Genomic DNA, 24088 nt, shown 5'->3' on the forward strand with positions numbered 1-24088 from the left:
AGGCCAGAAGGAGTGCGCGGCGATGGCATCGCCGCGCCCCCCTGCATCAGCGCGTGAAAAAGGTCTTGCCGGACGTCAGGGTTACCGAACCCTGGCCGGGGACGCTACGCTGCGGCACGACGACGCCGAAAGAGCGGTTCTGGCCGTAGCCGCCGCTGACCTGCTGGATTTCTTGTGCCGTCAGGGCCTGGACCTGGGCGTCTTGCGCCTGGCTGGCCGTGGACGGTTGATGGTTGGTCTTCATGCGATTCTCCTGCTGCTTGCCGACGAAGAAAACCGCGTCGGCATCGGCTGAGCAGCAGCCACCGCACGGCACGTGCCGCGTGACGATGCAATCGGAAAGCGCCGTGGCCGGCAATGCCGATCTGCTCCGGGCGGACAGTAGCAGCGGGGCGCGACCGGCGCATCGGTCTTTAGTCGTAGAGGATGGCGTTCTTGCGCCCTGCCGCGCCTGCGCGGCACCGCGTCAGGGTGCAAGATATTGCCGGCCTCGGCCGCCGCCCCTACGGCACGGTCGGTGCGACCGGCGCGCTTGGCGCGCTGGCCACCACCGGCGCGGCGTCGTCCTGGACAACAGCCACGACCGGCGCGCGTTCGGCCAACTGCTCCAGCAATTGCGCCGACGGCACGAAGAACAGCCCGCCCGTCACCGCCTGGCTGTAATCCAGCAAGCGGTCGTAGTTGCCCGCCGGGCGGCCCACGAACATGTTTTCAAGCATCTGCTCGATGGGCGCGGGCGAACGCGCGTAGCCGATGAAGTACGTACCGAACTCGCCCATGCCCGCGCGGCCGAACGGCATGTTGTCGCGCAGGATCTTGATCTCTTGGCCGTTCTCTTCCAGCGTGGTCAGCGCGCTGTGCGAGGACGCCGGCTTGATGTCGTCGTCCAGTTCAACGTTGGATAGCTTGTGGCGCCCGATGACGCCTTCCTGGCTTTCAACCGTCAGCGCGTTCCAGGCCGCCATGTCGTGCAGGTACTTTTGCACCAGCACGTAGCTGCCGCCGGCAAACTCGGCGTCTTCGTCGCCGATGACGGTGAAGTTCACGGCTTCGCGGCCTTCGGGGTTTTCGGTGCCGTCCACAAAGCCGATGATGGCGCGGCGGTCGAAATAGCGGAAGCCGTGCACCTCGTCCACCACCGTCACGGCGTCGCCCAGGCCTTGCATCAGCAGCGTTGCCACTTCAAAGCACAGGTCCATGGAATCGGCGCGGATGTGCAGCAGGATATCGCCGGGCGTGGCCACCGCCACGCGCGCGCCTTCGCCGAACACCCGGAACGGATGCAGGCTGGCCGGACGCGGCTGGCCGAACAGCGCGTCCCACGCGTCGGAGCCGAACGCGCACACACAGGACAGGTTTTGCTCCGGCGAGCGCGTGTTGACGGTGCGCACGCGCGTGGCCACGTCTTCGCACCACGACCGCACCGTTTGCGCGGCGTCGGCGCCGGGGTTGATCGTGGCCACGATAAAGATCGCGTGCCGCGTCGTCGGGCTGTGCACGGCTTGGGGTTCAGGCGGAAGGTCGGGCGAAGTGGCGGGCATGGCGGGGCTCAAGGGAATGAGGGAATGGGGAAACGAGGAAGCGAGGAAACATCCGGGATTTCGCGCGGAAATTGTATCCGGCACCCGGTGCGTTTTCTTGAACAAAATAACGCTGCGGGTTGCGCCTTGTTTGTTGCGCGCTGCGCGTTGCCCGGCCGCCCGCTGCCGGGAAGCCGGCTGCCCCCAAGCCCGCTGCCCCGCCGTCCCGCCTTAGAAGCGATACATGACGCCCACCGACCCAAACATATTCGTCTTGCGCTCGGTCAGCGGGCTGTCGCGCGCATCGCCCAGCAAGGTGCTTACGCCCAGGGTGGACACGGTGCTCCAGCTGGGGTCGATGCGATAGGTCCAGGTGGTGTACAGCGCCGCCGACTTGAAGCCCGACGACGGCGAATAGGTGGACAAGCCTTCGCGGCTGCGCGCCGCTTGCGAGGACGTCACGCCGAACCAGGTCTGCATGGCATCGTGGTTGGCCCATTCGGTCCTGACGCCGACCTGCACCACGTTCCGCTCGGTCATCAAGGCGGCGTACGAGGCGCGCAGTTCCAGCGTGCCGCCATAGCCGCTGCGCGCCGCCTGCTTGTAGCCGGCGCCCAGCGAATACCGGCCCGGCCGCCATTCCACGTAGGCGCCGTAGGCGCCATGGAACTTGATGTCGTCCAGCCCCTTGGTGCGGTCCGCGTCGTCCGCCTTGCGGCCCAGGCTCAGCCCCACGAAAACGCCCGCGTCCAGGTCGCTGGCCAGCGACGTCTTCAGCCCCATCGCGGGCAAACCCATGCGCGGCGTGATGAAAAAGTTGCCGGAGTGGTAGTTGATCAGCGGCACGGGCAAGGCGCGATATTCGCTGGACCCTTCATAGACCGGTATGGCTCCGACCCCTAAACCTATGCCGTTGGCGCCCTGCGCCTGGGCCACGCCGGCCCCGCCAAGCACCGCGCCCGCCATCAGGCCGCTTGCTACTATACCCATCCGCATCAGGGCTTCCTTTTCATTCGTGTCGTTGGCCGCGGGCGGCCGCCCACGGGATCGGCCCGAATTGTCTTCTGCAACTTTTAAAATTTCTTTAAGACCCGCCGCCCGCGTGGCGCGGGTTCCGGTCTGGAGTGTGCTTGCGTATCCTGCTTGTTGAAGACGACCCCATGCTGGGCGACGCGCTGCACGCGGGCCTGGCCGATGACGGCGCCAGCGTCCACTGGGTGCGCACCCTGCCCGACGCGCAACTGGCGCTGGTGGACCACGGCTACCACGCCGTGCTGCTGGACTTGGGCCTGCCTGAAGGCAGCGGCCTGGCGCTGCTCAAAACGTTGCGCGGCCGTTTCGACACCACCCCCGTTCTGATCATCACGGCGCGCGACCGCCTCAGCGAACGCATCCAGGGCCTGGATGCGGGCGCCGACGATTACCTGGTCAAGCCGTTTCAGCTGGACGAGCTGCTGGCCCGGCTGCGCGCGGTGCTTCGGCGCAGCAGCAACAGCGTGGTGTCGGCGCTGCGCTGCCGCGACGTGGTGCTGGAACCGGCCGGCCGCCGCGTCAGGCAAGGCGGCCGCGACGTCAGCTTGAGCGCGCATGAATACCACACGCTGCTGGCGCTGATGCAGCGCATGGGCCACACGGTCAGCCGGGATCAGCTTGAAGCGGCGGTGTACGGCAGTAGCGGCACGATCGAAAGCAACACGGTGGCGGTGTACATCCACCAGCTGCGGCGCAAGCTGGGCGACGGGCTGATCGAAACCCAGCACGGCATGGGCTATCGCATCGTGGCGGACACCGCGCCATGATGACGCTGCGCCGACGGGTGGCCATCACCCTGCTGCTTGCCATGCTGGCCACGGGGTTGATCGTGTTTGCGCTGATCTACGTGCAGCAGACGCGCGCTGAAACCGGCATGTTCGACCAGGGCCTGCGCTACGGCGCGCAAAAGGCGCTGGTGTCCATTCCCACCAGCCTGCTGGAAGCGGAGCCGTCGCGCGAAGACCGTTTTGAATTGTCCGCGCCCGCCCGGATGGACGGCGAAACCGCCAACTTCCAGGCCTGGTCGCTGGCCGACAAGCGGCTGGTCCTGCAATCGCCCTGGGCGCCCGCCGAGCCCTTGGTGCCGGACTACCAAGACGGTTATCGCAACATCATCCTGCAAGGTGAACCGTGGCGCGCGTACGCGGTGTCGGACGCCGACGGCCGCGTGCAGGTGCAGTTTGCCAAGTCGGTTAAAGAGCTGCGGCAGAAAACCGCCGACCGCATGTGGAGCAGCCTGTGGTTTCTAAGCGTGCTGTTCCCGACGCTGATGGCGCTGACGTGGCTGGTGATCCGGCGCGCGTTTCGCCCCGTGGACCACGCGCGCGACGCCATCCTGCACCGCACCGGCGTGGATCTGACGCCGGTGCCCACGGCGGGCATGCCGGGCGAATTGCGCCCCTTTGTCGGCGCCATCAACGACCTGCTGCAACGCCTGTCGGCCTCTTTGGACCGCGAGCGCCGCTTCGTGGCCGACGCGGCGCACGAGCTGCGCACGCCGCTGGCGGCGTTAAGCACGTATGCCGAACTGGCGCTGCGTAGCGAAAGCGAGGCGGCGCGCGCGCAGGCGGTCGGGCAATTGCGGCAGGTGGCCACGCGCACGGCGCGGCTGGCCGAACAGTTGCTGGAACAGGCGCGCACGCAGGCGCAGGACGAAAGCGCAATCGAACCCGTGCCGCTGGATCGGCTGACGGAAATGATCGCGCGCGACAGCGAAATGCCGGCCGCATCGCGCCAGCAGCGCATTGCCCTGGACACCGAAGCCGTGTCCGTGCCGGGCAATGTAGACGCCCTGGGCGTGCTGGTGCGCAACCTGCTGGACAACGCGTTGCGCTATACGCCGGCCGGCGGCCGCATTCAGATTCGTTGCGGGCCGCTGGTTGCGGGCGGCGCCTACCTTAGCGTGTCGGACGACGGGCCGGGCATCGCACCGGCCGAACGCGAACGCGTGTTCGACCGCTTCTACCGGCCGCCCGGCACAGCGGAACACGGCAGCGGCATCGGTTTGTCGCTGGTGGCGCAGATTGCCAAGGCGCACGGCGCGCGAATCGAATGGGGAACCGGGCTGGGGCCGGCCGGACGCGGCGTGAGCTTGACGATCGCATTCGCCCAGCGGGTGTAGTGCTGCCGGTGTAGCACTACACCCGCTATCGTGGGCGCTATCTGACATACCGTTGCAGCGTTGCCGCCAGCGAGGCGGGCAGCATCGCGCCGTGCCCCAGGCCGGGAAACACCTGCAAGTCTGCGCGCACATGCGTAATCCGCGACAGGGCACGCACGACGCTTTCGGGGCTGCCCGGCGCGTCGTCCTGGCCCTTGGCTTCGGCGCCGGCCATGACCGTTACGTCGATGCCGGCCGGCAGTACCGGCGCAGGCGAGGCCAGCGCTTGCAGGATGGTGTGATCGTTCCACCAGATCGACGGGCTGGCCGCCACATAGCGCTGAAACGCCTGCGGCCGCGTCAGCGCCGCGTGCAGCACGAACAGCCCGCCATACGAATGGCCGTACAGATTGCGGTTGCCCGGGTCCACGGGATAACGCGCCTGCACCAGCGGCAGCACCTGTTGCAGCAGCAGGTCCAGGAAATGATCCGCGCCCCCGCCCCGCTTGGCCCAGCCCACGGCGTCGGGGTTGTTGGGCGCGCCGCGTGGCGCGTCCGCACCGGGCGATGGCGGCGTGTAGTCGTAGGACCGCGCCGCCAGATTGGCCTTGGGATCAAACGGCTTGGCATCGTCATGGTCCACGCCCACCACCACCGCTTGCAGCGACCGCCCGGGCGGCAATGCCGCCTGCGTGCGCGTCAAGCTGTCGAACACCGCCGCGCCATCCAGCATCAGCAGCAGCGGGTAGCCGGTGGGCGGCGCCGGGTCAAGCGGCGGCGTCCAGACCGACAGGCGATACACGCGCTTGCCATCCGGCGCGGTGACAAGGTGATGGTGGATATCGGCGGCCGCCACGCCAATGGCGATCTCGGCGGGTTGCGGCGGCAGGGCGGGGAAATTGTGCTGGCCCATGGCGGTGCGCTCTTCATCGAAACAGGACGGCTTTATTCAGCCATAAACGGCGGCGGGCGGCAACGTGGCCGGCCGCCTCGCAGACGCTGTTTTCAAGTCGCCTTCGGGTATAGTCTGGAACTCTTCGCGCCCCCCAGGAAAGCCCCTTCTTCACCATGACCAGCGCCCGCGATCTTGTCTATGCAGAACTGCGCCGACGCCTGATGTCCGGCGTGTTCCTGCCTGGCGAACGGCTGCGCGAAGAACACATCGCGGCCGAACTCTCCGTCAGCCGCACGCCGGTGCGCAGCGCCATCGAACGGCTGGTTGCCGATGGCCTGGTCAAGCGCGAAGGCCGGCGCGGCGCCGAGGTGCTGGGCTGGGTGGATCGCGACATCAACGAAGCGTTCGAACTGCGCCTGCTGCTGGAACCCTATGCCGCGCGCAGCGCCGCCGAACGGGCCACGCCGCAGCAGATCGACCATCTTGAACAGATCAACCAGCGCATGCTGGACGCCATCCTGTCCGACGATGCCGACAAGGTGGCGCGGGTGCAGCATTGCAATAACCTTTTTCACCATGCGCTGCTGGACTCGGCGCAATCGGCGCGCGTGCGCACCATGGTGGAAAACCTGCTGGACATGCCGATCATCATCGGCTCGTTCTATTTCTATACGCACGACGACATGCTGCGCAGCGTGGAACACCACCGCCAGATCATCGCCGCCTTGCGCGCGCGCGATGCGGCCTGCGCCGACATCGCCATGCGTTTTCACCTGACCAGCACGCACCTGTTGTTTCGCAGCCAGCGCAAGCCGCCGGCCGATGCAACAACCGCATGATGGGCTTTACCGATATTTATGAATTCGCCTCAGATCCTGGTTGCCCTTTTTGTCCTGCTGCTGGCGGTCGCCATCCCGCTTGCCACCCTCGTGGTGCAGTTGTTCCGCCTGATGCAGTGGATGTCGCGCGGCAATGACCCCACGCGCGGCGAGCGCCCGCATTTCACGGGGCCGGCGCTGGCGCTGCTGTTCAGCACGCTGGCCGCCAGCGACTTCACGAACTACGAGCCGCTGCGCACCATCGCGCAGATCAACCCCGTGCCGCTGGCCGCGCGCGCGTACTTCACGGTGACCATGCTGGTGCTGGCGGTGCTGTCCTGGGCGTACGCGGGCGGGCTGAAGGACCGGCTGCTGCGCCGCCTGGGTATCGGCCGGGGCTAAGGCGGCTGCCCGCTACGGCTTCCAGCCCTGCGCCTTCATGCGCGCGTCGATCCACGATGTGTCCAGCGTGCCGGCGGCGATCTGGGCCAGCATCTTTTCTTCCACCGCGTGCTTGGCCGAGGCGGCCTCGTACAGCGCGGGCACCTGGTCGTAGGGCAACGCAAGCAGGCCGTCTTCGTCGCCCAGGATCAAATCGCCCGGCTCGATCGTCATGCCGTCCAGCGAGATCACCACGTTGATTTCACCCGGCCCGTCCTTGTACGGCCCGCGATGCGTGACGCCCGCCGCGTACACCGGAAACGAGCCGCGCCGGATGGTGCCGCAGTCGCGAATGGCGCCGTTGATCACAATGCCGGCCAGCCCGCGCGTCTGCGCGTAGGTCGTCATGATTTCGCCGATGATGGCGTTGGTCAGGTCGCCGCCCGCGTCCACCACTACCACGTCGCCCGGCTGGGCCAGATCCAATGCCTTGTGCACCAGCAGGTTGTCGCCGGGGCGCGTGCGCACCGTCACGGCCGGGCCGGCCAGCAAGGTGCCGTCATGCATCGGGCGCAGGCGTGCGCCGCCCGCCGTCATGCGCCACATGCAATCGCTGATGTTGGCCACCGGGATGTGGCGGAATTTCTCGACGAAATCGCTGCTGACCGCGCGTTGGCGCGGGCGGATATCAAAGCCGATCATGGGGTGCTCCTGTTGCGTTCGATGTTGGGGTTCATTGCTTCGGGATGCCGGCTTCCTGCACGACCTTGCCGAAGACGTCGTGGTCGGCGCGATGGCGCTTGGCCAGGTCGGCGGGCGTGCCCGTCATGACGCTGTAGCCGGAGTCCTCCAACTTCTTCACCAGTTCCGGCTTGGCCTGCGACGCGTTAAGCGCCTGGTTCAGCGTGGCGACGACGTCGTCCGGCGTCTTGCCCGGCGCCATCAAGCCCCACCAAATGGTCTGGTTGATGGTCTTGAAGCCGCTTTCGGCAAAGGTCGGCACGTCGGGCAAGGCGGGCGAACGCGCGTCCGCCACCACCGCCAGCGCGCGCACCTTGCCGCCCCGGATCTGCGGCAGCAACGAAGCCACGGAACCGGTGTAGAGGTCGATGCGGCCGCTGGCCAGATCCGGAAACGCCTGCGACCAGCCGCGATACGGCACGTGCATCAGCTCCATGCCCGCGGCCTTGCGCCACAGGTGGCCGATCAAGTCGCCGCTGCCGCCGATGCCGGGTATGCCCAGCGAGATTTGGCCGGGCCGCGCCTTGGCGGCTTTCACCACATCGTCCAGCGTTTTGTAGGGCGACTCGGGCACCACCACGAACACGCTGGGCGACGAGGCCACCAGGCCGACCGGCTTGAAGTCCTTGAACGTGTCGTAGCTAAGCTTGTTGTACAGCCACGGGTTGAGCACGATGTTGTCCGTCTGCGCCATCACCAACGTATGGCCGTCGGGCTTGGCACGCGCCGTGGCGTCCAGCGCCAGGTTGCCGCCGGCGCCCGGCTTGTTTTCCACAACGATGTTCCAGCCGGTGTCCTGGGCGATGGCCGACCCGATCATGCGGGTCAGTGTGTCGGTGCCGCCACCCGGCGGAAAGGGCGAAATCAGCGTGATCGGGGCCGTGCCCATGTCGGCGGCGCCGGCGGCGGCCGACGAGATAAGCAGCGTGGCCGCCAGCAAAGTCTTCAGGGACGTCATTGTCTTCCTCTCCAGGTTTTGTTCATGCCAGCGGCCCTCTGCGGGGCCGCTTTGTCAGAAATCAGGATTGCCGGGCCAGCGGCGTCAGCCAGGCCAGCCGCGCGTCGACCGAATCGGGCACGTTGAACGAGCCTGCCTCGCGCGCCGCTTCAATCCCCTTGGCCGTGCGCGCGAACAGGCGCTCCACGCCGTCCAGCACCAGCGGTTGCAAGCCGGCTTCGACCAGTTGTTCGCGGGCCTCGCGCACTTCGGCCAGGCGGCGCGGCGCGTGCAACACGTGCGAGCGCACGAACGAATCGACGAACGTGGTGAGCGGCGTGCGGTCCATGTCCGACAGCACGTCGTACAACGAGGCGCGCAGGCCCATGCTTTCGGCGGCGACCAGGCATTCCACGGCCAGGCTTTCCATGCCCTTGGTCAGGATGCTGCGCAGCAGTTTCAAGCGCACGGCATCGCCGGCCTGGCCATCGATGGCTTGTGCGGGCGCGCCGCAATCGGCGGTAAAGGCCGCCACTTTTTCAGCGCCCGTGCCGGCGCACAGCAGCGGCGTGCGCGCGCCCAACAACGCGATGGCGCCCATGATGGCCACGTCGGTGAACGGCACGCCGTGCTGCGCCGCCACCTCGGCCGCGGCGCGCATGTCGCCCGAGCTGGCGGTGGTGAAGTCGGCATACGCCGCGTCCTGGCGCAAGTGCGGCAAAGCCGCCGTGGCGACGGCCAGCGCGGCGTGGCCGAACACGGCCGAGGCGACGATGTCGGCCTCTTGCAGCCACGCGCCGGGGGTGGCATGCAACGGGGCGCCATGCGCCTGGGCGCGCTGCTGCATTTCTGCGTCTTGCCTTAGCTCACAGATCCCCACGATCTGGTGTCCGCCCGCCCGCCACGCCTCGGCGTAGCAATGGCCCACTTCCCCACAACCCAACAATGCGATTTTCATTTGCACCCGAACCGTAAAAAAATACATAAAAAATACATACAGGGTTATAGCGCAAGGAAAAATGGCAGATATACCCCGTACAAACCCCAGGTTTAGTGAATCCTGGATACATTAAAAGTACAAAATACCAGCGGGAACGAACGCCATCAATTGCTGGTAGTCTTGCCGCAGCCGCGCAGGGAATTTCCCGCGCCCGCCTACCCTTATTCAAGCGAGCCCCCATGACCCAACCCCTGTACGACGCCTCCGTTCCCGTCATCAAGCAGATGCTGTCCGCCCTGTCGGACGTGCTGAAGAAAGCCGAAGCGCACGCCACGGCCAAGAACATCGACGCGTCCGCCTACCTGGGCGCCCGCCTGTACCCGGACATGTTCCCGCTGTCGCGCCAGGTGCAGATCGCCTGCGACTTCGCCAAGGGCATCGCCTCGCGCCTGGCCGGCGCCGAGGTGCCGTCCTGGCCCGAAGGCGAAGCCACCTTTGCCGAGCTGCAAGCGTTGATCAACAAGACGCTGGCGCACGTCGGCGCGTTCACGCCGGAACAGTTCGAGAAAGCCGCCACGCTGGAAATCGTGCTGCGTCCGGGCACGCCCAAGGAAAAGAAGCTGTCGGGCAGCGCCTACCTGCTGCACTACGGCCTGCCGCAGTTCTTCTTCCACGTCACCACGGCCTACGCCCTGCTGCGCCACAACGGCATCGAAGTCGGCAAGCGCGACTACATGGGCGCGTACTGATACCGACGCACCGGTAAGCCGGCCCTCGCCCATCAGGCAAGGGCCGCTTTCATTGACGCTTTCCCTCGGCTTGCTCTAATTTCGCCAGACGCCCACGCATGGGCGGCGCGGGCCGACTGGAGAAAGCTTGATGATCGCGACGACCGTTCTGATCGTGGGCGCCGGCCCCGCCGGCCTGCTCACCGCCTCGGAGCTTTTTCGACGCGGCGTCGATTGCCTGCTGATCGACGCGCACGAACGGCCGCTGGACTGGGACCGCGCCACCGTGGTCCACCCTCGCACCATCGAAATCCTGGACGCCCTGGGCATCGCCGCGCCGTTGCTGGATGCCGGCGTCAAGCAGCGCCGCGCGCGCATCCACGCCGCCGGCAACGTGCTGGGCGACATCGATCTGGCGCTGTGCGGCAGCCGCTACCCCTTCAATATCGGTATTTCGGAAGAAGTCACCGAAGCCATCCTGACCGACCATCTGCAAGCCCTGGGCGGCAGCGTCACTCGCGCCACCCAGCTGGTCGGGCTGCAAGAGCGCCCCGACGGCGTGCTGGCAACCCTTGAGCAAGGCGGCGTCCGGTCCAAGGTGTTTACCCAATGGGTCGTCGGCTGCGACGGCCACCACAGCACCGTGCGCACGCTGATGGGTATCGGCCAGGACGGGCACGACATCCACCAGCCCTGGGCGGTATTCGACGCCGCCATCACCGGATGGCCCGATTCGTTCGAGGCCAACTACGCCTACCTGGATCCGACGCCCGTGATCCTGACCGCGCTGCCCGAGCGTCGGTGGCGCGTCTATCTGCGGCCCGGTTCGCCGCAGTCGGACCTGGTGAACGACGCTCTGGAGACCTTGCGCCGTTACCTGCCCGACGCGCGCTTCGAAGGCGTGTCGCACCCGACCCGCTTTGATTGCCACACGAAGGTCGCGCAGCGCTTTCGCCTGGGCCGCACGCTGCTGGCCGGCGACGCGGCGCACACATGCAGCCCCGCGCAGGGCCATGGCATGAACAGCGGCATGCAGGACGCCTACAACCTGGGCTGGAAGCTGGCGCTGGTTTGCCAGGGGCATTGCTCGGACGCCTTGCTGGACAGCTACCACGCCGAGCGCCGGCCGGTGGCGGACCAGGTCATGGCGTCGGGCGACGCCGCCGAAAACGCCCAAATGGTCATGGATCCCGAGGCCCGCCGCGAGCGCGACGCCGCGATCCGCGCCGCGTTCTCCGACCCCGCCACGCGCCATCACGAAGCCGTGGCCGAGGCAGAGCTGGACATCGATTACGCCGGCTCGCCCATCGTCATGGGCGATGCGCAACCCAGCGTGTCGCCCGGGCAACGCCTGCCCGACCACCTGCCCGTCGAGTTCGCGTCAGGCGGCGCGGGCAAGCTGCACGACTACACCAAGCGGCTGGGCCACACCGCGCTGTTGATCGGGGGCAGCGCCACGCCGCAAGACGAGCTGGCGCAGGTCCACCGCGACACGGCGGCGCTGTCGGACGGCCCCATCATTGAAGTGGTTGTTGCACTGACGGCCAACGCGGAGGTGTCCAATGTGGACGCCTACCTGTCGCCCGACACCGCCCGCCAGCTGGGCGTGAACAAGATCGTGCTGCTGGTGGTACGGGCGGACGGCCACGTCGGCCTGCGCGCGGACGAGCGCCACGCGCAAGCCTTGTCGGCGTATGTGGACCGGTTGCGTTCTCAGGGTTTTTCCTAGGAAGATCCCTGTCGATGTTGGCGCGGCCGGTTCGTCGTATCAGTACGACCCACTCTTCTCAAGGCGATCCACCATGACTACCGGCACCGTGAATTTCCATCGCGTCCTGCGCGCCCCCCCCGACCGCATCTACCGCGCCTTCCTGGAGGCCGACGCCCTCGCCAAATGGCTGCCCCCGTACGGCTTTACCTGCCAGGTCCACCAACTGGACGCAAAGGTAGGCGGCACCTACAAGATGTCGTTCCGCAATTTTGGATCGAACCAGATCCATGCGTTCGGCGGCGAATACCTGGAACTGGTTCCCGGCGAAAGGCTGCGCTATTCCGACCGCTTCGACGACCCCGGCATGCCCGGCGAGATGATGACGACCATCCAGCTGCGCAAGGTGTCGTGCGGCACGGAAATCACCATCGAGCAAAGCGGCATCCCGGCCGCCATCCCCACCGAAATGTGCTACCTGGGCTGGCAGGAATCCCTGCTGCAACTGGCCCGGCTGGTCGACCCGGAAGTGGCGGAGTAGGCCGGCTGGGACGTCACGCGCCGGGCTTGCCCTGGAAGTAGACAGGCGCTTGCACGGAATCGCTGCCCTGCTCCCATTCGGCCCGCATCCTGCCCAGGAAATCGGCGTCGACGCGGTGCTTTTCATCTTCCAGCACCTCGTGCATGGCCGTGGCAATCCGGTCGATAACCGTTTCCGGCCTGGCAACGCCACACACCGTGCGGCCAAACTGAAGCAGCGTTTTCCTGCTGGGATACTCGCGGCTTTTGTTCAGCTTGAGCGCCAGCGTCCGGTCAGACAGCTTGCGGCCGGATTGCGGGTCATCGATCTCGTACACGCTGGTCGTCACCACGTCGAACAGCGGCGCCAGGGCGGCTGGCGCCGCGCCCGGATGCCGGTACAGCAGACCGAAATTTTTCAGATGCGCGTCGCCATTGCGCAGCAGCACCGATAGCGCCACGTATTCGAAGTACCGGGCCAGGCTTTCAACGCGATTAGCGCCGCACAGCAGGCCGATCATCTGCGCGATGGTCTCGTAAGCGCTCAGGTACTTTTCCTTGGCGGTCTTGCGCAACAACACGGCCATGTCTTCAAAACCCAGCTGGTCGCCCCCGTCCAGGTCAAAGCGGCGCATCACGAATAGCGAGCCATCATCCGACAGCCAGAACTCGGGCACGCGAATTCCCGCTTGCTTCGCGACGGTCATGCAGAGGAATTCGTTCTGCGCCAGAAAGGGATAGTCCTCGCCTGCGGCCTTGACGATAAGGTTCGGCGTGAAGGTCGTGGACTTGTCGATGATCGGCTTGGCATCCAGCTCGTCCGCGTCCGGCATCAACACCTTGGGTTGAAAGCCTGAAATGCCCGAGGTCAGGTAGGCGCTGACCAGGTGGTCAAAAAGCTCGACACTGGCGCCACTGGACAGCAGCGTCTTCAACCCGACCTCGGCCTGAAGGCGCTGCGCCTGACTACCGGGTTCTCGATAGCGCAACCGCCCGATCTGGTTGCTGCCCGTCAGGGCCAGCCGGCTTTACTCATCGTCCAGGCGCCCCACGTCGTCGTAATTGATGCCGGCGGTATCGATGCGCAGGCCCATATTCAGAACCGCAAGGGCGCGCAGGATGAAGTGCAGGCCGACGTTTTCGCCTTTTTCAATCTGAATGATGAGGTGGCGTGACAGCCCGGCGCGTTCCGCCAAGGTGGCCTGGCTTATTTTTCGCTGCTTGCGTTCACGCTGGAAACTCTCGCCAAACTCTGCGGGAAGGACGGCGGTGGGGAAGTACGGCATACGCAACATTCCTTGGCTTTAACGCCTGGGGTAGTTGCGATACCGTACACCGATCCGGCCCAAAAATGTAAGCCAAAGCCGACTTTTTCTGAAAATTTGGGAAAAATGTCGGCTATGACTTACATATCCACGATAGGACGCGCCAGGATCGGCCCCTACCCTCGACGCCCCGCCTCGACCTGGATCTTCAGTTCGACTTCGGGCTTGAAGCCCATGTCCAGGCCGAAGTCCAGGCCGAAATCCTTGCGGCTGAATTCGGTGGAGGCGTCCGCGCCGCAGACCTCGCGCTTTTCCATGGGGTGCTGGATGCACTTGAAGTCGTCGATGTCCAGCTTGACGCGGCGGGTCACGCCGCGCAGCGTCAGGTCGCCGGTGGCCTCTTCGGGGCGGTCGCCGTCGAACTTGGTGAATTTGCCCTTGAAGGTGGCGGTGGGGTAGCGGGCGGCGTCGAAGATGTCGGGCGCCAGCGCGTGCTTGTTCATCTCGTCGTGGCCGAAGTCCACCGAGTTGATGTCGACGGTGACCTCGACGGTGCCGGTGCGGGCCTGGCGGTCCAGCACCACCACGCCTTGGGACTTGTTGAATTTGCCGCGCCACGTGGACAGGCCGCCGAAGTGGTCGGCCTCAAAGCTGGGATAGGTGTGCGAGGGGTCGATGTCGTAGGTGACCGGCTCGGCGACGGCCTGGGCGGACAAGGCCAGCACGGCGGCGCCCAGCATCAGGGTCGGGATGCGCTTCATCGAAGTCAGCTTCATCAAGGCTCCTTATGGTGAAGGGGCCGTGCGCGGGCGGGCCCGGGCACGGCGGACAAACCAGACAGACCTATTCCGCGTAGCCGGGGTTGCGTCGATCCAGCCGACGCAACAGGCCCGGCCAGGCCAACGAGGCCTTGTAGGCGCGGTCGGCGGGCGATTCCACGGCGGCGCGCGCCAGGACCTCGGGCGGGATGAAGATCAATTCGCCGCCGCCGGCCTGCGCCCGCACCTGCGCCATGCAGGCGGCTTCCAGGCGGTGCATGGCCTGGAACGCCTCGGCCATGGTCTGGCCCACCGTCAACAAGCCGTGGTTGCGCAGGATCAGGTAATTGTTGCTGCCCAGGTCGCGCACCAGGCGCGGTTGTTCTTCGGGGTTCAGCGCCAGCCCCTCGTAGTCGTGATAGCTCAGCGATCGCAGCGCGATGAAGGCAAATTGCGACAAGGGCAGCAGGCCGTCTTTTTGCGCCGACACGGCCACGCCGTTGATGGAGTGCGTGTGCAGCACGCACATCGCGTCCTTGCGGGCCGCATGGATACAGCTGTGGATGGTGAAGCCGGCCGGGTTGATGTCGTATTCCGAATCCATCACCTTGTTGCCGTGCAGGTCGATCTTGACCAGGCTGGACGCCGTGATCTCGTCGAACATCATGCCGTAGGGATTGATCAGGAAGTGCTCGGTGCCAGGCACCTTGGCGGTGATGTGCGTGAAGATCAGGTCGTCCCAGCCAAATAGCGCCACCAGCCGATACAGGGCCGCGAGGTCTGTGCGGACCTGCCATTCCGTTGCGCTGACTTGTTCGCGCACGCCGGCGCCCTGTTTGCTTACCGTGTCCATCCCGTCTCCAGTGTTATTGATTCGTCTTGGGGTCCATTCCGAAGGCGCTTGCGGCCATGACGCCGCCGGCCCGTGGAACACTGTATTGGTTTTAAACCGATCCGGCATGGCCGTGGGCGCTGCCGTCCGTCAGATGAAAAACAATTTTCGTCGCACCGCGCCGGGCGTGGCCCCGGCCCCGGTTCCGCTTGCATAATAAGGGCCGCCCCCTCTAAGGGGCCGCCTCCACGGAGACCCCACCATGCCGCAAGGCCCGCACCGCCGCCTACAGGCTTTTTTCCAGTCGCATCTGGAATCGCTGTCGGGCGTGGGTCTGCTGCTGGGCACGCTGTTCTTCGCCGCGTCGCTGACGCCCACGCTGGTGCCGCGCACCTACCTGACGCAGGGCGTGCTGGGCGGCACCTGCCTGGCCGCCGGCTATGGGCTGGGCGTGTTGTGGCATTGGCTGTGGGCTTACCTGGAACTGCCCGAGCCCCGTGGGCGCGCGGCGCGCATCGTCAACGGCACGATCACGCTGGTGTGCGCGGCGGTGCTGCTGGCCTTTCTGTGGCGCGCGGCCGACTGGCAGAACACGATCCGCGCGCTGATGGAAATGCCGCCCGTGCCTAGCGCGCATCCCTTCAAGGTCAGCCTTACCGCGTTGGCCACCTTCGCCGTGCTGTTGGCGCTGGGCCGCTTGTTCAAGCTGGTGACGCGGTGGGTGGCCGCGCGGGTGCGCCGCGTCGTGCCCCGCCGTGTGGCCAACGTGACGGGCGCCGCAATCGCCATCCTGATCTTCTGGTCGCTGGCCAACAACGTGTTCTTTCGGGCGGCGCTGCATGTGCTGGACGCCTCGTTCCGCGAATACGATGCGCTGCTCGAACCCGAGCGCCCGCGCCCCACCGCCCCCGGCAAAACGGGCAGCCCCGATTCCCTGATCGCCTGGCAACAACTCGGCCGCGCCGGCCGCGAATTCATTGCATCCGGCGCCAGCGCCCAGGACATCCGGGCGCAGACCGGGCATGACGCGCTGGAACCGATCCGCGTCTACGTCGGCCTGCCCGGCGCCGACACGCCGGCCGCCCGCGCCAAGCTGGCGCTGGCCGAGATGAAACGCGTGGGCGCGTTTGAACGGTCGGCGCTGGTGGTGGTGACGCCCACCGGCACGGGGTGGATCGACCCGGCCGCGATGGACGCGCTGGAATACCTGCTGCATGGCGACGTGGCCAGCGTGGCATTGCAGTATTCCTACCTGTCCAGCCCGCTATCCTTGCTGGCCCAGCCCGAGTACGGATCAGAGGCGGCGCGCGCGCTGTTCGCCGAGGTCTACGGCTACTGGACCACGCTGCCTAAAGACAAGCGGCCCAAGCTCTATCTGCACGGTTTAAGCCTGGGCGCGCTGAATTCCGCGCGGTCGGCCGAACTGTTCGAGATGATCGGCGACCCGATCCAGGGCGCGCTCTGGAGCGGCCCACCGTTTGAAAGCCGGGTGTGGCGCGCCATTACAGACGCGCGCAACCCGGGCTCTCCCGCGTGGTTGCCGCAACTGCGCGACGGCGCTTTCGTGCGCTTCATGAACCAGCACGGTTCGCCCGTGCCCGCCGATGCGCCATGGGGCCCGATGCGCATTGTGTTCTTGCAGTACGCCAGCGACGCCATCACGTTTTTCGACTTTCGCGACCTGTACCGCCGCCCCGCATGGATGGAGCCCCCCTACGGCCCCGACGTATCGCCGCAGCTGCGCTGGGTGCCGGTGGTGACGATGTTGCAGCTGGCGCTGGATATGTCGGTCAGCACCGAGACGCCCATCGGTTACGGCCACGTCTACGCACCGCAGCACTACGTGGATGCGTGGCTGGCGGTGACGGGCGCGCCGGGCTGGACGCCGGACGCGCTGGCGCGGCTGAAGCAGCACCTGATGGAACGCGCGCGCGCCGCCACGGTGGATGGCGAGGCCACGCAGGCCGCGTACGAGCATCGCGGGGGCTGAACGATATGACCGATCTGCTGACCGCCTTCTATTTCAGCGGCGACGCCATCCGCAGCCGAAGCGTCAGCCCGACGGTGCTGCGCGCCACCCTGGACATTCCCGCCCCCGCCCGCCACGTCGTCGCCGACTGGCAACGCGAAATCACCACACGCCTGATGCTGGAGCCCGGCGATGTCGAACCCCTGCCGCTGGCCCGCGCGAAACGCCGCTGGCCCGACTACAAGCACTGCGTGCAGGCCATGCACGCCTGGACGCGCGACGCAGGCCTGGACAACGTGCTGGCCGACAGTGACATGGCGCTGATGGCCTGCCGGGGCGCCCGCTACCACCATGACGGCGGGCAATATGCCGGCGCGGCCTTTTGCAACCTTTTCGTAAGCGAAGACAAGGGGCTGGACGTGCATTTCCCGCATTCCGGCCAGCGCATCCCCCTGACACGCGGCACCGCCATCGTGTTCGACACCTGCCAGCCACATGCCGTTGTGCCGCGCGGCGGCCATCGCTTTGACGCCCGGGACTTTCCCGCCGATGCCGACCTGTCGCAGTGGTTCCTTACCTGGGAATTGCCCATCGAAGCGCCCTGCGTAGCAAGCGCGCTGGGCATCGCGTTCGACGTCGCCCCGCAGGCGGCAGCGGGCCTGGACGACGAGCAGGTGTGGGTGCACGGCGCGCCTGCCCGACTGGATCCTGAATGGGGACAGTGGCAGCGTAATTAGGTGACGGTTCTCCACCCGGCCCGGCGGTAAATTGCAGTCTGACACCCTATCCAACACTCTGTACGGCCAGAGGCATGGACGCCTGCACGCGCGCCGGTATACTTTTCCGAGCTGTTTTTGCAGCCCGAGTTTTTGCAGTCTTTCTTCCAACCTAAGCTTCTTGCCGCGCGGCCCCTTGGCCGCGCCCTTCTATGCCCGCCTTGATGGACATGCTGCGCCCGCTACGCCGGGCGCTTTGCTGCACGGCCGCCGCTTTGGCCGCCACCCTCACTTGCCTTCCCGCATTGGCCGCTCCGCCCACGCTGGCAGAGTGTCACGGCATCAAGGACCTGGCGTTCGTCGCGCATCTGGACGACGACCTGCTGTTCATGAACCCGGACATTGCCTCCAACGTTGAAGCGGGCGGCTGCGTGCGCGTGGTCTACCTGACCGCCAGCGACGCGGGCGAAGGCGATACCTACATGCTGGGCCGCGAGCGCGGCGTGCGCGCCGCCTACGCCTACATGGCGCACAAACCGGACGTCTGGAAAGCCGATACCGGCATCGCGGCAAGCCGCCAGATCGCGCGCTTTACCTTGCAGGACAATCCGCGCGTGCAGCTGTGGCACATGCGCCTGAAGGACCCGTGGCTGGGCAAGGGCTGGGGCAGCCTGACCCCGCTTAGCCGCACGGAATCCGAACCGGGCCAAAGCGTCGACACGCTGGGCCCCTACCCCGAGACGTACACGCGCGAACAGCTGATCGACACGTTGGCTGAACTCATCCGCCAATACGGCCCGACCACCGTGCGCCACCTGGACGACACCATCACCGTGCCGTACACGCAGCTGTGCTGGCGCTGCGCCGGCCATGGCCACCCCGACCACATCGCCAGCGCGCGGCTCGCGCGCGAAGCCATGTTGCGCGTGCCCGGCAACTACGCCGAAACCGGCTACATCGACTACCCCAGCCAGGAACGCGCCACCAACCTGACCGAATCCGAAATCGCCAGCAAGTCGGTGATCTTCCAGCACTACGCCTGGAACGACTACCACTACTGCGCCGGCCCCAGCGGCTGCAAGGAACCGGCCGGCCCCGCCGCCGCCTGGGTGCAGCGCGCCTATTACGTATCGCGCCAGGACATCGCGCCGCAGCTGTATCCGGACGGGCGTGGCGGCCTGGTGGTCTTTGCGGCGGGCGAAACCAACGCCGCCGTCAACCGCTGGGATTCGGGCCAGCGCCGCTGGCAAAGCCTGGGCGGCCGCACCACCGGCCCGTTGGTATCGTTTACGCATGCCGACGGCACGGCCGGCCTGATGGCGCGCGATCCGCTGGGCGGCGTGTGGGCCAACAAGCAACGCCACGACGGCACCTGGCAAGGCTGGCAAGCGCTGGGCGGCTTGCGCGTGACGCAGATTCCCGCCGTGGCGCCGCGTGGCGAAGCCGCTGCCGTGGCCCTGGGCTATGACGGCCTGCTGCACTGGATTGCACCGTCGGGCATCGACGGCAGCTGGAGCCCCTGGCAAGACCTGCCCGCCCTGGACGGCGCCACCGGCGCGCCGGCCGCCGCGCGCGGGGCCGATGGCCGCTACGTGATCTTCGCCAATACTTCCGAAGGCAAACTTTTCTACACCCGCCAGCTGCCCGCCGACAAAGGCAAGCGCCCCGAATGGCAGGCATGGCGCCACGTGCCCGCGCCCGTGGCGGCCGGTGGCCTGGCCGCAATCCGCAACCACGAAGACCGCGTCGAGCTGTATTTCCGCCAGCGTGGCAACAACCACCTGACCAAGCTGATCGAAGCCGGCGACACCACCGACATGGATATGGACTGGAGCGCGCCCGCCGACCTGGGTGTGCCCTTCATCGGCCGCCCGGCCATCCACGCCGATGCCAAGGGCAACGTCATCCTGGCGCTGCTGGAACGTTCCGGCGGGCCGCTGTGGCTGGTGGAACACGGCAAGCCCACGCGCCTGGACGCCGACGCCGCCTCGCCGCCCGCGCTCAATGTCATCGACGGCGCCGTGTACATCGTGGCCCGCAGCGCCGGCGGCCCGCAACGCTATCAGGTGCTGTCGCGCCGCGACGGCGTGTGGGCGGACCGGCTGACGCTGGACGGCGTGCCGGGCAATGGCGGTGGCCCCTTTGCCACCATGGCCACCGCGCGCCCCGCCGACCTGCCCAACCTGGGCACGCCCGCCGCGACCAACACGGTGGTGGTGCGCCCGTCGCCCAGCGATCCCGCCGCGCTGACGGTGGAACGCATGCCGACGCAGGCCTCGCGCACCGCCACGCCCACGTCCCCCACGACCACCACGGCGGCCAGCGGCGCGCCCACCGCGCCGCCCGCCAAGACCGTCACGCAGTAGGCCCGTCGGGGCCTCCTGCGTTGTGGCGTCCTGCGTTGTGGCGTCCTGCGTTGTGGCCACCCGCGTCATGGCCTCCCGCGTCATGGCCTCCCGCGTCATGGCCTCCCGCGTCATGGCCTCCCGCGTCATGGCCTCCTGCCTCAGAACGTCCTTCTAGCAGATAGCCGGCCAGGTCCTCCACTTCCCGGGCCACTTCCTGCCAGATCCACCGGATGACGCCGATCGCCTGCTTCTCGTCGGCGTCGCAATCTGGCCAATGCAACGCCTCTTCGATGGCTGCATCCAGGGCCGACAAGGCCGACGCGGGGACGTGGCACGGTTGCGTGTAGGCTTTCTCGCGCAGCGCTTCCGTCAGGCAGCCGATCTGTTCTTTGAGCGCGGCGGCCACGTCGTGCAGCGCCGGCCCCAGGGCGTGGCAAGTTCGTTCGGACAACACGAAGCTTCCCGCCCGCTCCATGATCGGGGCGGTGCGCCACAAGCCTTCAATGCGTTCATTCAATTGATAGACGGACAGGTGTGAACTGAGCTTGTCCAGCGGAAACGCGCCGGCCTGGGTCACCATGTCGCGCGCGCGCCAACGCGCCCGTTCCATGATGGGCCGGTCATGCAGGCGTGGGCGTTGCCGCGCTTCATTGAACGCCGCCGCCCAATCGACCAGCATGTCGCCATAGGCGTCAATGGACGCGGCCAGGTTCCAGCGCGCGCTGTACCGTGCCGACAAGGGCAACACGGCCAGCGCGGCCAGAATGCCCGAGGCCGAGCCCACCGCAATGGCCAGTGTCTTGTCCAGCGCGCCGCCCAGGATGTCGCCGTCGGGCGTGACGGTCAGGATCGTGACGGTGACCAGGCTGTAGCTCAGCATGGGCCAGCGCATCGACAGATACGCCGCGCACGCCACCCCCACCACGATGGCCCACACCGGGCTGGCGCCCGCCGCGTCCGCCGCCAGCACCATCGAAACCCCCAGCACCACGCCGATCAGGGCGCCCAGCACGCGGGCCGACGCTTCGCCGACCGTGCCCTCCACGCTGGCGCGCACGACGAACAGGGCGGAAAATGCGCCCCATGAAATCTCGGGCATCTGGCGCCATCGCATCCAGACAAACGCAAGCAGCACGGCGGCCACCGTTTGCACTGGCAGGCGGAAGGCGTCCTCCGCCATCCGGGCCCGGCAAAAAGCCGTGGTGTTGCGCAGCCGCAAGGCCAGGGTGGGCCGCAGGGGTTGGGATTGGGACTGGGATTGGGCTTTGGATTGGGGTCGGGATTGAGTTGGCACGGATAAATCGCAAAACGGGTGCATCGGAGCCCGATGCACCAGCAAGCGTCATGCCGCCCGGTCAGTCAAACACATTGACCAGAATGTCCGCGACCACGGCGGTGGCAATCGCCACCAGCACCAGGTCCGATCCCGCCACGCGCCATTCATAGCCGGGATATACGGGCAGCCTGGCCAGCATGGGGCCGGGCACCATCTTCTTGGCGATCCCGGGCGGCAGCGGCTTGCCGCGAGCCAGGTTCTTACGAATGCCCGGCGGCAGCGGCGCATAGCCGGTGACGTGATATTCGGTGGCGTAGCCGCGCGCGGTGGTCACCGAAATGCCGGCCTGCCGCAGCGAACCATCGCCGCCGTTGCCCTTGCCGTTGCCCTTGCCGTTGCCATTGCCGGAATTCGACTTGCCATTCTTGTCGCCGGAATCGCCTTGGCCCTGGCCTTTGTTCTTGCCCTGCCCTTGTCCCTGCCCCTGGCCTTGACCCGATTTGTCGGGCTTGCCCTTGCCTTCCGGAGGGGCCGCGAACGCATGCGCCCCCAGGGCAAGGCTACAGGCAATGGTCAACAAGCGAACGGCGGTGCGCATGGAAGGCTCCAGGCTGGTCGGTAACACCGCCGTTTTACTCCCGCCGCTGGAAAAACGGGAATCTTTCATGTATCCGCACCGGTACGGCTGTAACCGTTTTGCGGATTTCCACGCGGCGTTGACCATGCCGCCCGCACTGCCCAAACAGCGAATAATTCCGCTGACACTTTTTCCGTTGACGTCGCCCCACAGGAGGTGAAATATCGTTTCCTCAATAACGCACGCGCAACTGCTGACGTCGTTGAGATGCTTTAGCTTCATGTAGGCCAACCCGGACCGCGAGGTCATGCACGCCCCACGGTCGATTCAACGATCTATAGACGGAGTGTGGAACATGGCGACACAGCAAAGTTACTCAACCGGCCTTGCCGCGCTATTGATAGCGACAGCGGCCATGGGCGCGCCCGCCGTGGCGCAAGAAGCCCGCAAACCCAACATCATTCTTATCGTGTCCGACGACACGGGCTACGGCGACCTGGGGCCCTACGGCGGCGGTGCGGGGCGCGGCATGCCCACGCCCAACATCGACCGGCTCTCCAACGAAGGCATGACGTTTTTTTCGTTCTACGCGCAGCCCAGCTGCACCCCCGGGCGCGCGGCCATGCAGACCGGCCGCATCCCCAACCGCAGCGGCATGACCACCGTTGCGTTCCAGGGCCAGGGCGGCGGCTTGCCCAAGGAAGAATGGACGCTGGCGTCCGTGCTGAAGACGGGCGGATACAAAACGTTCTTCAGCGGCAAATGGCACTTGGGCGAAGCGGATTATTCCCTGCCGAACGCGCAAGGCTATGACGAAATGAAGTACGCCGGCCTGTATCACCTGAACGCCTACACATACGCCGATCCCACCTGGTTCCCCGACATGGACCCCGAACTGCGCGCCATGTTCCAGAAGGTCACGCGCGGTGCGCTCTCGGGCAATGCCGGCGAAACGGCGCGCGAGGAATTCAAGATCAACGGGCAGTACGTCGACACCCCCGAGGTCAATGGCAAAGAAGGCGTGGTCGGCATTCCGTTCTTTGACCGCTATGTTGAAAAAGCCTCGGTGGACTACCTGGAGCGCAATGCAAAAAGCGAGACGCCCTTCTTCATGAACATCAACTTCATGAAGGTGCACCAACCCAACATGCCCGACCCGGACTACGTCGGCAAATCCCTATCGAAAAGCAAGTACGCCGATTCCGTCGTCGAGCTGGACGCGCGCATCGGACGCATCATGGACAAGGTCCGAGAGCTGGGCCTGGACAAGAACACGCTGGTCTTCTACACCACCGACAACGGCGCCTGGCAAGACGTTTACCCCGACGCGGGCTACACCCCGTTCCGGGGCACCAAGGGCACCGTGCGCGAAGGGGGCAACCGCGTACCCGCCATTGCGTGGATGCCGGGCAAGATTGCACCCGCCACCAAAGACCACAGCATCCTGGGCGGGCTGGATTTGATGGCCACCTTTGCCTCGGTCGCCGGCGTCAAGCTGCCCGTCAACGACCGTGCCGACAAGCCGATCATCTTCGACAGCTATGACATGTCGCCGGTACTGTTCGGCACGGGCAAGTCCGAACGCAAGTCGTGGTTCTATTTCACGGAAAACGAACTGTCTCCCGGCGCAATTCGGGTCGGCAACTACAAGGCCGTGTTCAACCTGCGGGGCGACGACGGCGTCAAGACAGGGGGGCTGGCGGTGGACACCAACCTGGGCTGGAAGGGTCCGGAGTCCTATGTCGCCGGGGTGCCCCAGGTGTTCGACCTGTGGGCCGACCCGCAGGAACGCTACGACATTTTCATGAGCAACGTCACGGAAAGAACGTGGACGCTGCCCACCATGAACGCGGCGGCGGCGGACCTGATGAAGACCTACGTGAAGTACCCGCCCAGAAAGGCGCAAGGCGATGCCTATACCGGCCCCGTCACGCTGTCGCAGTACGAGCGCCTGCAATACATTCGTGAAAGCCTGGCCAAGGACGGCTTCAAGCTGCCCATGCCGTCGGGCAACTGACGGCGGCTGG

General features: G+C 66.4%; 24 protein-coding genes. 11 read left to right on the forward strand and 13 right to left on the reverse strand.

Annotation, left to right across the window (positions count from 1 at the left end):
* Nucleotides 1–46: 46 nt before the first annotated feature.
* The 3 genes from KYT87_RS24020 to KYT87_RS24030 all read right to left on the reverse strand — a co-directional run bounded on the left by KYT87_RS24020 (nt 47) and on the right by KYT87_RS24030 (nt 2510).
* Nucleotides 47–244, reverse strand: a complete 198-nt coding sequence (locus KYT87_RS24020) for a hypothetical protein (RefSeq protein WP_143215544.1) — start codon at nt 242–244, stop codon at nt 47–49.
* Between the two features lie 259 nt (nt 245–503).
* Complete coding sequence (locus tag KYT87_RS24025) at nt 504–1541, reverse strand: Dyp-type peroxidase (RefSeq protein WP_219991013.1); 1038 nt, start codon at nt 1539–1541, stop codon at nt 504–506.
* A gap of 210 nt (nt 1542–1751) precedes the next feature.
* The gene (locus KYT87_RS24030) at nt 1752–2510 is read right to left on the reverse strand and encodes a MipA/OmpV family protein (RefSeq protein ID WP_370638732.1); all 759 of its coding nucleotides are present in this window, start codon (nt 2508–2510) and stop codon (nt 1752–1754) included.
* Between the two features lie 140 nt (nt 2511–2650).
* Here KYT87_RS24030 and KYT87_RS24035 point away from each other — a divergent pair, with 140 nt between their 5' ends.
* Nucleotides 2651–3319: a response regulator transcription factor gene (locus KYT87_RS24035; protein WP_120156844.1), complete on the forward strand. Its 669-nt coding sequence runs from the start codon at nt 2651–2653 to the stop codon at nt 3317–3319.
* Nucleotides 3316–4674, forward strand: a complete 1359-nt coding sequence (locus KYT87_RS24040; RefSeq protein ID WP_219991015.1) for an ATP-binding protein — start codon at nt 3316–3318, stop codon at nt 4672–4674. The genes KYT87_RS24035 and KYT87_RS24040 overlap by 4 nt, the downstream gene beginning before the upstream one ends.
* A 37-nt stretch (nt 4675–4711) precedes the next feature.
* Here the strand turns inward: KYT87_RS24040 and KYT87_RS24045 are convergent, their stop codons facing one another.
* Nucleotides 4712–5566 (reverse strand): alpha/beta hydrolase, encoded by an 855-nt coding sequence (locus tag KYT87_RS24045; RefSeq protein WP_120156846.1) that lies wholly within the window; start codon nt 5564–5566, stop codon nt 4712–4714.
* Between the two features lie 155 nt (nt 5567–5721).
* Here KYT87_RS24045 and KYT87_RS24050 point away from each other — a divergent pair, with 155 nt between their 5' ends.
* Together KYT87_RS24050 and KYT87_RS24055 are read left to right on the forward strand one after the other, a co-directional pair.
* The gene (locus KYT87_RS24050) at nt 5722–6387 is read left to right on the forward strand and encodes a GntR family transcriptional regulator (RefSeq protein ID WP_219991016.1); all 666 of its coding nucleotides are present in this window, start codon (nt 5722–5724) and stop codon (nt 6385–6387) included.
* 18 nt (nt 6388–6405) lie between these two features.
* On the forward strand, nt 6406–6768 hold the full coding sequence (locus tag KYT87_RS24055) for a hypothetical protein (RefSeq protein ID WP_219991017.1): 363 nt from the start codon (nt 6406–6408) through the stop codon (nt 6766–6768).
* 12 nt (nt 6769–6780) lie between these two features.
* Here KYT87_RS24055 and KYT87_RS24060 read toward each other — a convergent pair whose 3' ends face one another.
* From KYT87_RS24060 to KYT87_RS24070, 3 genes are all read right to left on the reverse strand, one after another.
* On the reverse strand, nt 6781–7449 hold the full coding sequence (locus KYT87_RS24060) for an RraA family protein (protein ID WP_046807090.1): 669 nt from the start codon (nt 7447–7449) through the stop codon (nt 6781–6783).
* Nucleotides 7450–7480: 31 nt separating this feature from the next.
* The gene (locus KYT87_RS24065; RefSeq protein ID WP_046807089.1) at nt 7481–8446 is read right to left on the reverse strand and encodes a tripartite tricarboxylate transporter substrate binding protein; all 966 of its coding nucleotides are present in this window, start codon (nt 8444–8446) and stop codon (nt 7481–7483) included.
* 61 nt (nt 8447–8507) lie between these two features.
* Complete coding sequence (locus KYT87_RS24070) at nt 8508–9383, reverse strand: NAD(P)-dependent oxidoreductase (protein WP_219991018.1); 876 nt, start codon at nt 9381–9383, stop codon at nt 8508–8510.
* A 221-nt stretch (nt 9384–9604) separates the two neighbouring features.
* Between KYT87_RS24070 and KYT87_RS24075 the strand changes: the two genes are divergently transcribed.
* The 3 genes from KYT87_RS24075 (at nt 9605) to KYT87_RS24085 (ending at nt 12342) form a co-directional block, all read left to right on the forward strand.
* The gene (locus KYT87_RS24075; RefSeq protein WP_104142189.1) at nt 9605–10114 is read left to right on the forward strand and encodes a DUF1993 family protein; all 510 of its coding nucleotides are present in this window, start codon (nt 9605–9607) and stop codon (nt 10112–10114) included.
* Nucleotides 10115–10244: 130 nt separating this feature from the next.
* Nucleotides 10245–11822: an FAD-dependent monooxygenase gene (locus KYT87_RS24080; RefSeq protein WP_255444750.1), complete on the forward strand. Its 1578-nt coding sequence runs from the start codon at nt 10245–10247 to the stop codon at nt 11820–11822.
* A gap of 73 nt (nt 11823–11895) precedes the next feature.
* Entirely contained in the window at nt 11896–12342 is a 447-nt protein-coding gene (locus KYT87_RS24085) for an SRPBCC family protein (protein ID WP_219991019.1), read from the forward strand.
* 13 nt (nt 12343–12355) lie between these two features.
* Here KYT87_RS24085 and KYT87_RS24090 read toward each other — a convergent pair whose 3' ends face one another.
* From KYT87_RS24090 to KYT87_RS24105, 4 genes are all read right to left on the reverse strand, one after another.
* The gene (locus tag KYT87_RS24090; protein WP_219991020.1) at nt 12356–13309 is read right to left on the reverse strand and encodes a type II toxin-antitoxin system HipA family toxin; all 954 of its coding nucleotides are present in this window, start codon (nt 13307–13309) and stop codon (nt 12356–12358) included.
* Between the two features lie 39 nt (nt 13310–13348).
* The gene (locus KYT87_RS24095; protein ID WP_219991021.1) at nt 13349–13606 is read right to left on the reverse strand and encodes a helix-turn-helix transcriptional regulator; all 258 of its coding nucleotides are present in this window, start codon (nt 13604–13606) and stop codon (nt 13349–13351) included.
* Nucleotides 13607–13761: 155 nt separating this feature from the next.
* The gene (locus tag KYT87_RS24100; protein WP_104142334.1) at nt 13762–14346 is read right to left on the reverse strand and encodes a YceI family protein; all 585 of its coding nucleotides are present in this window, start codon (nt 14344–14346) and stop codon (nt 13762–13764) included.
* An 82-nt stretch (nt 14347–14428) separates the two neighbouring features.
* Nucleotides 14429–15196 (reverse strand): class II aldolase/adducin family protein, encoded by a 768-nt coding sequence (locus KYT87_RS24105; protein WP_046807085.1) that lies wholly within the window; start codon nt 15194–15196, stop codon nt 14429–14431.
* A gap of 241 nt (nt 15197–15437) precedes the next feature.
* Here KYT87_RS24105 and KYT87_RS24110 point away from each other — a divergent pair, with 241 nt between their 5' ends.
* From KYT87_RS24110 to KYT87_RS24120, 3 genes are all read left to right on the forward strand, one after another.
* Entirely contained in the window at nt 15438–17165 is a 1728-nt protein-coding gene (locus KYT87_RS24110) for an alpha/beta-hydrolase family protein (protein WP_219991022.1), read from the forward strand.
* 5 nt (nt 17166–17170) lie between these two features.
* A complete protein-coding gene (locus KYT87_RS24115) occupies nt 17171–17881 on the forward strand; it encodes a hypothetical protein (protein ID WP_219991023.1) in 711 nt (236 codons plus the stop codon).
* A gap of 191 nt (nt 17882–18072) precedes the next feature.
* The gene (locus KYT87_RS24120; RefSeq protein ID WP_219991024.1) at nt 18073–20226 is read left to right on the forward strand and encodes a PIG-L family deacetylase; all 2154 of its coding nucleotides are present in this window, start codon (nt 18073–18075) and stop codon (nt 20224–20226) included.
* Here the strand turns inward: KYT87_RS24120 and KYT87_RS24125 are convergent.
* A complete protein-coding gene (locus KYT87_RS24125; protein WP_219991025.1) occupies nt 20216–21388 on the reverse strand; it encodes an FUSC family protein in 1173 nt (390 codons plus the stop codon). The genes KYT87_RS24120 and KYT87_RS24125 overlap by 11 nt on opposite strands.
* Nucleotides 21389–21563: 175 nt before the next feature.
* On the reverse strand, nt 21564–22082 hold the full coding sequence (locus KYT87_RS24130) for an anti-virulence regulator CigR family protein (protein WP_219992766.1): 519 nt from the start codon (nt 22080–22082) through the stop codon (nt 21564–21566).
* A gap of 334 nt (nt 22083–22416) precedes the next feature.
* On the opposite strand from KYT87_RS24130, the gene KYT87_RS24135 reads away from it, so the two are divergent.
* Nucleotides 22417–24078, forward strand: a complete 1662-nt coding sequence (locus KYT87_RS24135) for an arylsulfatase (RefSeq protein WP_219991026.1) — start codon at nt 22417–22419, stop codon at nt 24076–24078.
* Nucleotides 24079–24088: the final 10 nt, after the last annotated feature.

This window comes from Achromobacter sp. ES-001 (assembly GCF_019448355.1).
GTDB classification, from domain to species: Bacteria; Pseudomonadota; Gammaproteobacteria; order Burkholderiales; family Burkholderiaceae_B; genus Achromobacter; species Achromobacter spanius_B.

Coding starts and splice junctions, on each gene's coding strand:
- KYT87_RS24130 (WP_219992766.1), bottom strand. CDS start 22,082: ATGCGCACCGCCGTTCGCTTGTTGACCATTGCCTGTAGCCTTGCCCTG.
- KYT87_RS24025 (WP_219991013.1), bottom strand. CDS start 1,541: ATGCCCGCCACTTCGCCCGACCTTCCGCCTGAACCCCAAGCCGTGCAC.
- KYT87_RS24055 (WP_219991017.1), top strand. CDS start 6,406: ATGAATTCGCCTCAGATCCTGGTTGCCCTTTTTGTCCTGCTGCTGGCG.
- KYT87_RS24045 (WP_120156846.1), bottom strand. CDS start 5,566: ATGGGCCAGCACAATTTCCCCGCCCTGCCGCCGCAACCCGCCGAGATC.
- KYT87_RS24120 (WP_219991024.1), top strand. CDS start 18,073: ATGCCCGCCTTGATGGACATGCTGCGCCCGCTACGCCGGGCGCTTTGC.
- KYT87_RS24030 (WP_370638732.1), bottom strand. CDS start 2,510: ATGGGTATAGTAGCAAGCGGCCTGATGGCGGGCGCGGTGCTTGGCGGG.
- KYT87_RS24070 (WP_219991018.1), bottom strand. CDS start 9,383: ATGAAAATCGCATTGTTGGGTTGTGGGGAAGTGGGCCATTGCTACGCC.
- KYT87_RS24115 (WP_219991023.1), top strand. CDS start 17,171: ATGACCGATCTGCTGACCGCCTTCTATTTCAGCGGCGACGCCATCCGC.
- KYT87_RS24105 (WP_046807085.1), bottom strand. CDS start 15,196: ATGGACACGGTAAGCAAACAGGGCGCCGGCGTGCGCGAACAAGTCAGC.
- KYT87_RS24100 (WP_104142334.1), bottom strand. CDS start 14,346: ATGAAGCGCATCCCGACCCTGATGCTGGGCGCCGCCGTGCTGGCCTTG.
- KYT87_RS24060 (WP_046807090.1), bottom strand. CDS start 7,449: ATGATCGGCTTTGATATCCGCCCGCGCCAACGCGCGGTCAGCAGCGAT.
- KYT87_RS24110 (WP_219991022.1), top strand. CDS start 15,438: ATGCCGCAAGGCCCGCACCGCCGCCTACAGGCTTTTTTCCAGTCGCAT.
- KYT87_RS24020 (WP_143215544.1), bottom strand. CDS start 244: ATGAAGACCAACCATCAACCGTCCACGGCCAGCCAGGCGCAAGACGCC.
- KYT87_RS24135 (WP_219991026.1), top strand. CDS start 22,417: ATGGCGACACAGCAAAGTTACTCAACCGGCCTTGCCGCGCTATTGATA.
- KYT87_RS24080 (WP_255444750.1), top strand. CDS start 10,245: ATGATCGCGACGACCGTTCTGATCGTGGGCGCCGGCCCCGCCGGCCTG.
- KYT87_RS24050 (WP_219991016.1), top strand. CDS start 5,722: ATGACCAGCGCCCGCGATCTTGTCTATGCAGAACTGCGCCGACGCCTG.
- KYT87_RS24065 (WP_046807089.1), bottom strand. CDS start 8,446: ATGACGTCCCTGAAGACTTTGCTGGCGGCCACGCTGCTTATCTCGTCG.
- KYT87_RS24095 (WP_219991021.1), bottom strand. CDS start 13,606: ATGCCGTACTTCCCCACCGCCGTCCTTCCCGCAGAGTTTGGCGAGAGT.
- KYT87_RS24085 (WP_219991019.1), top strand. CDS start 11,896: ATGACTACCGGCACCGTGAATTTCCATCGCGTCCTGCGCGCCCCCCCC.
- KYT87_RS24125 (WP_219991025.1), bottom strand. CDS start 21,388: ATGGCGGAGGACGCCTTCCGCCTGCCAGTGCAAACGGTGGCCGCCGTG.
- KYT87_RS24040 (WP_219991015.1), top strand. CDS start 3,316: ATGATGACGCTGCGCCGACGGGTGGCCATCACCCTGCTGCTTGCCATG.
- KYT87_RS24075 (WP_104142189.1), top strand. CDS start 9,605: ATGACCCAACCCCTGTACGACGCCTCCGTTCCCGTCATCAAGCAGATG.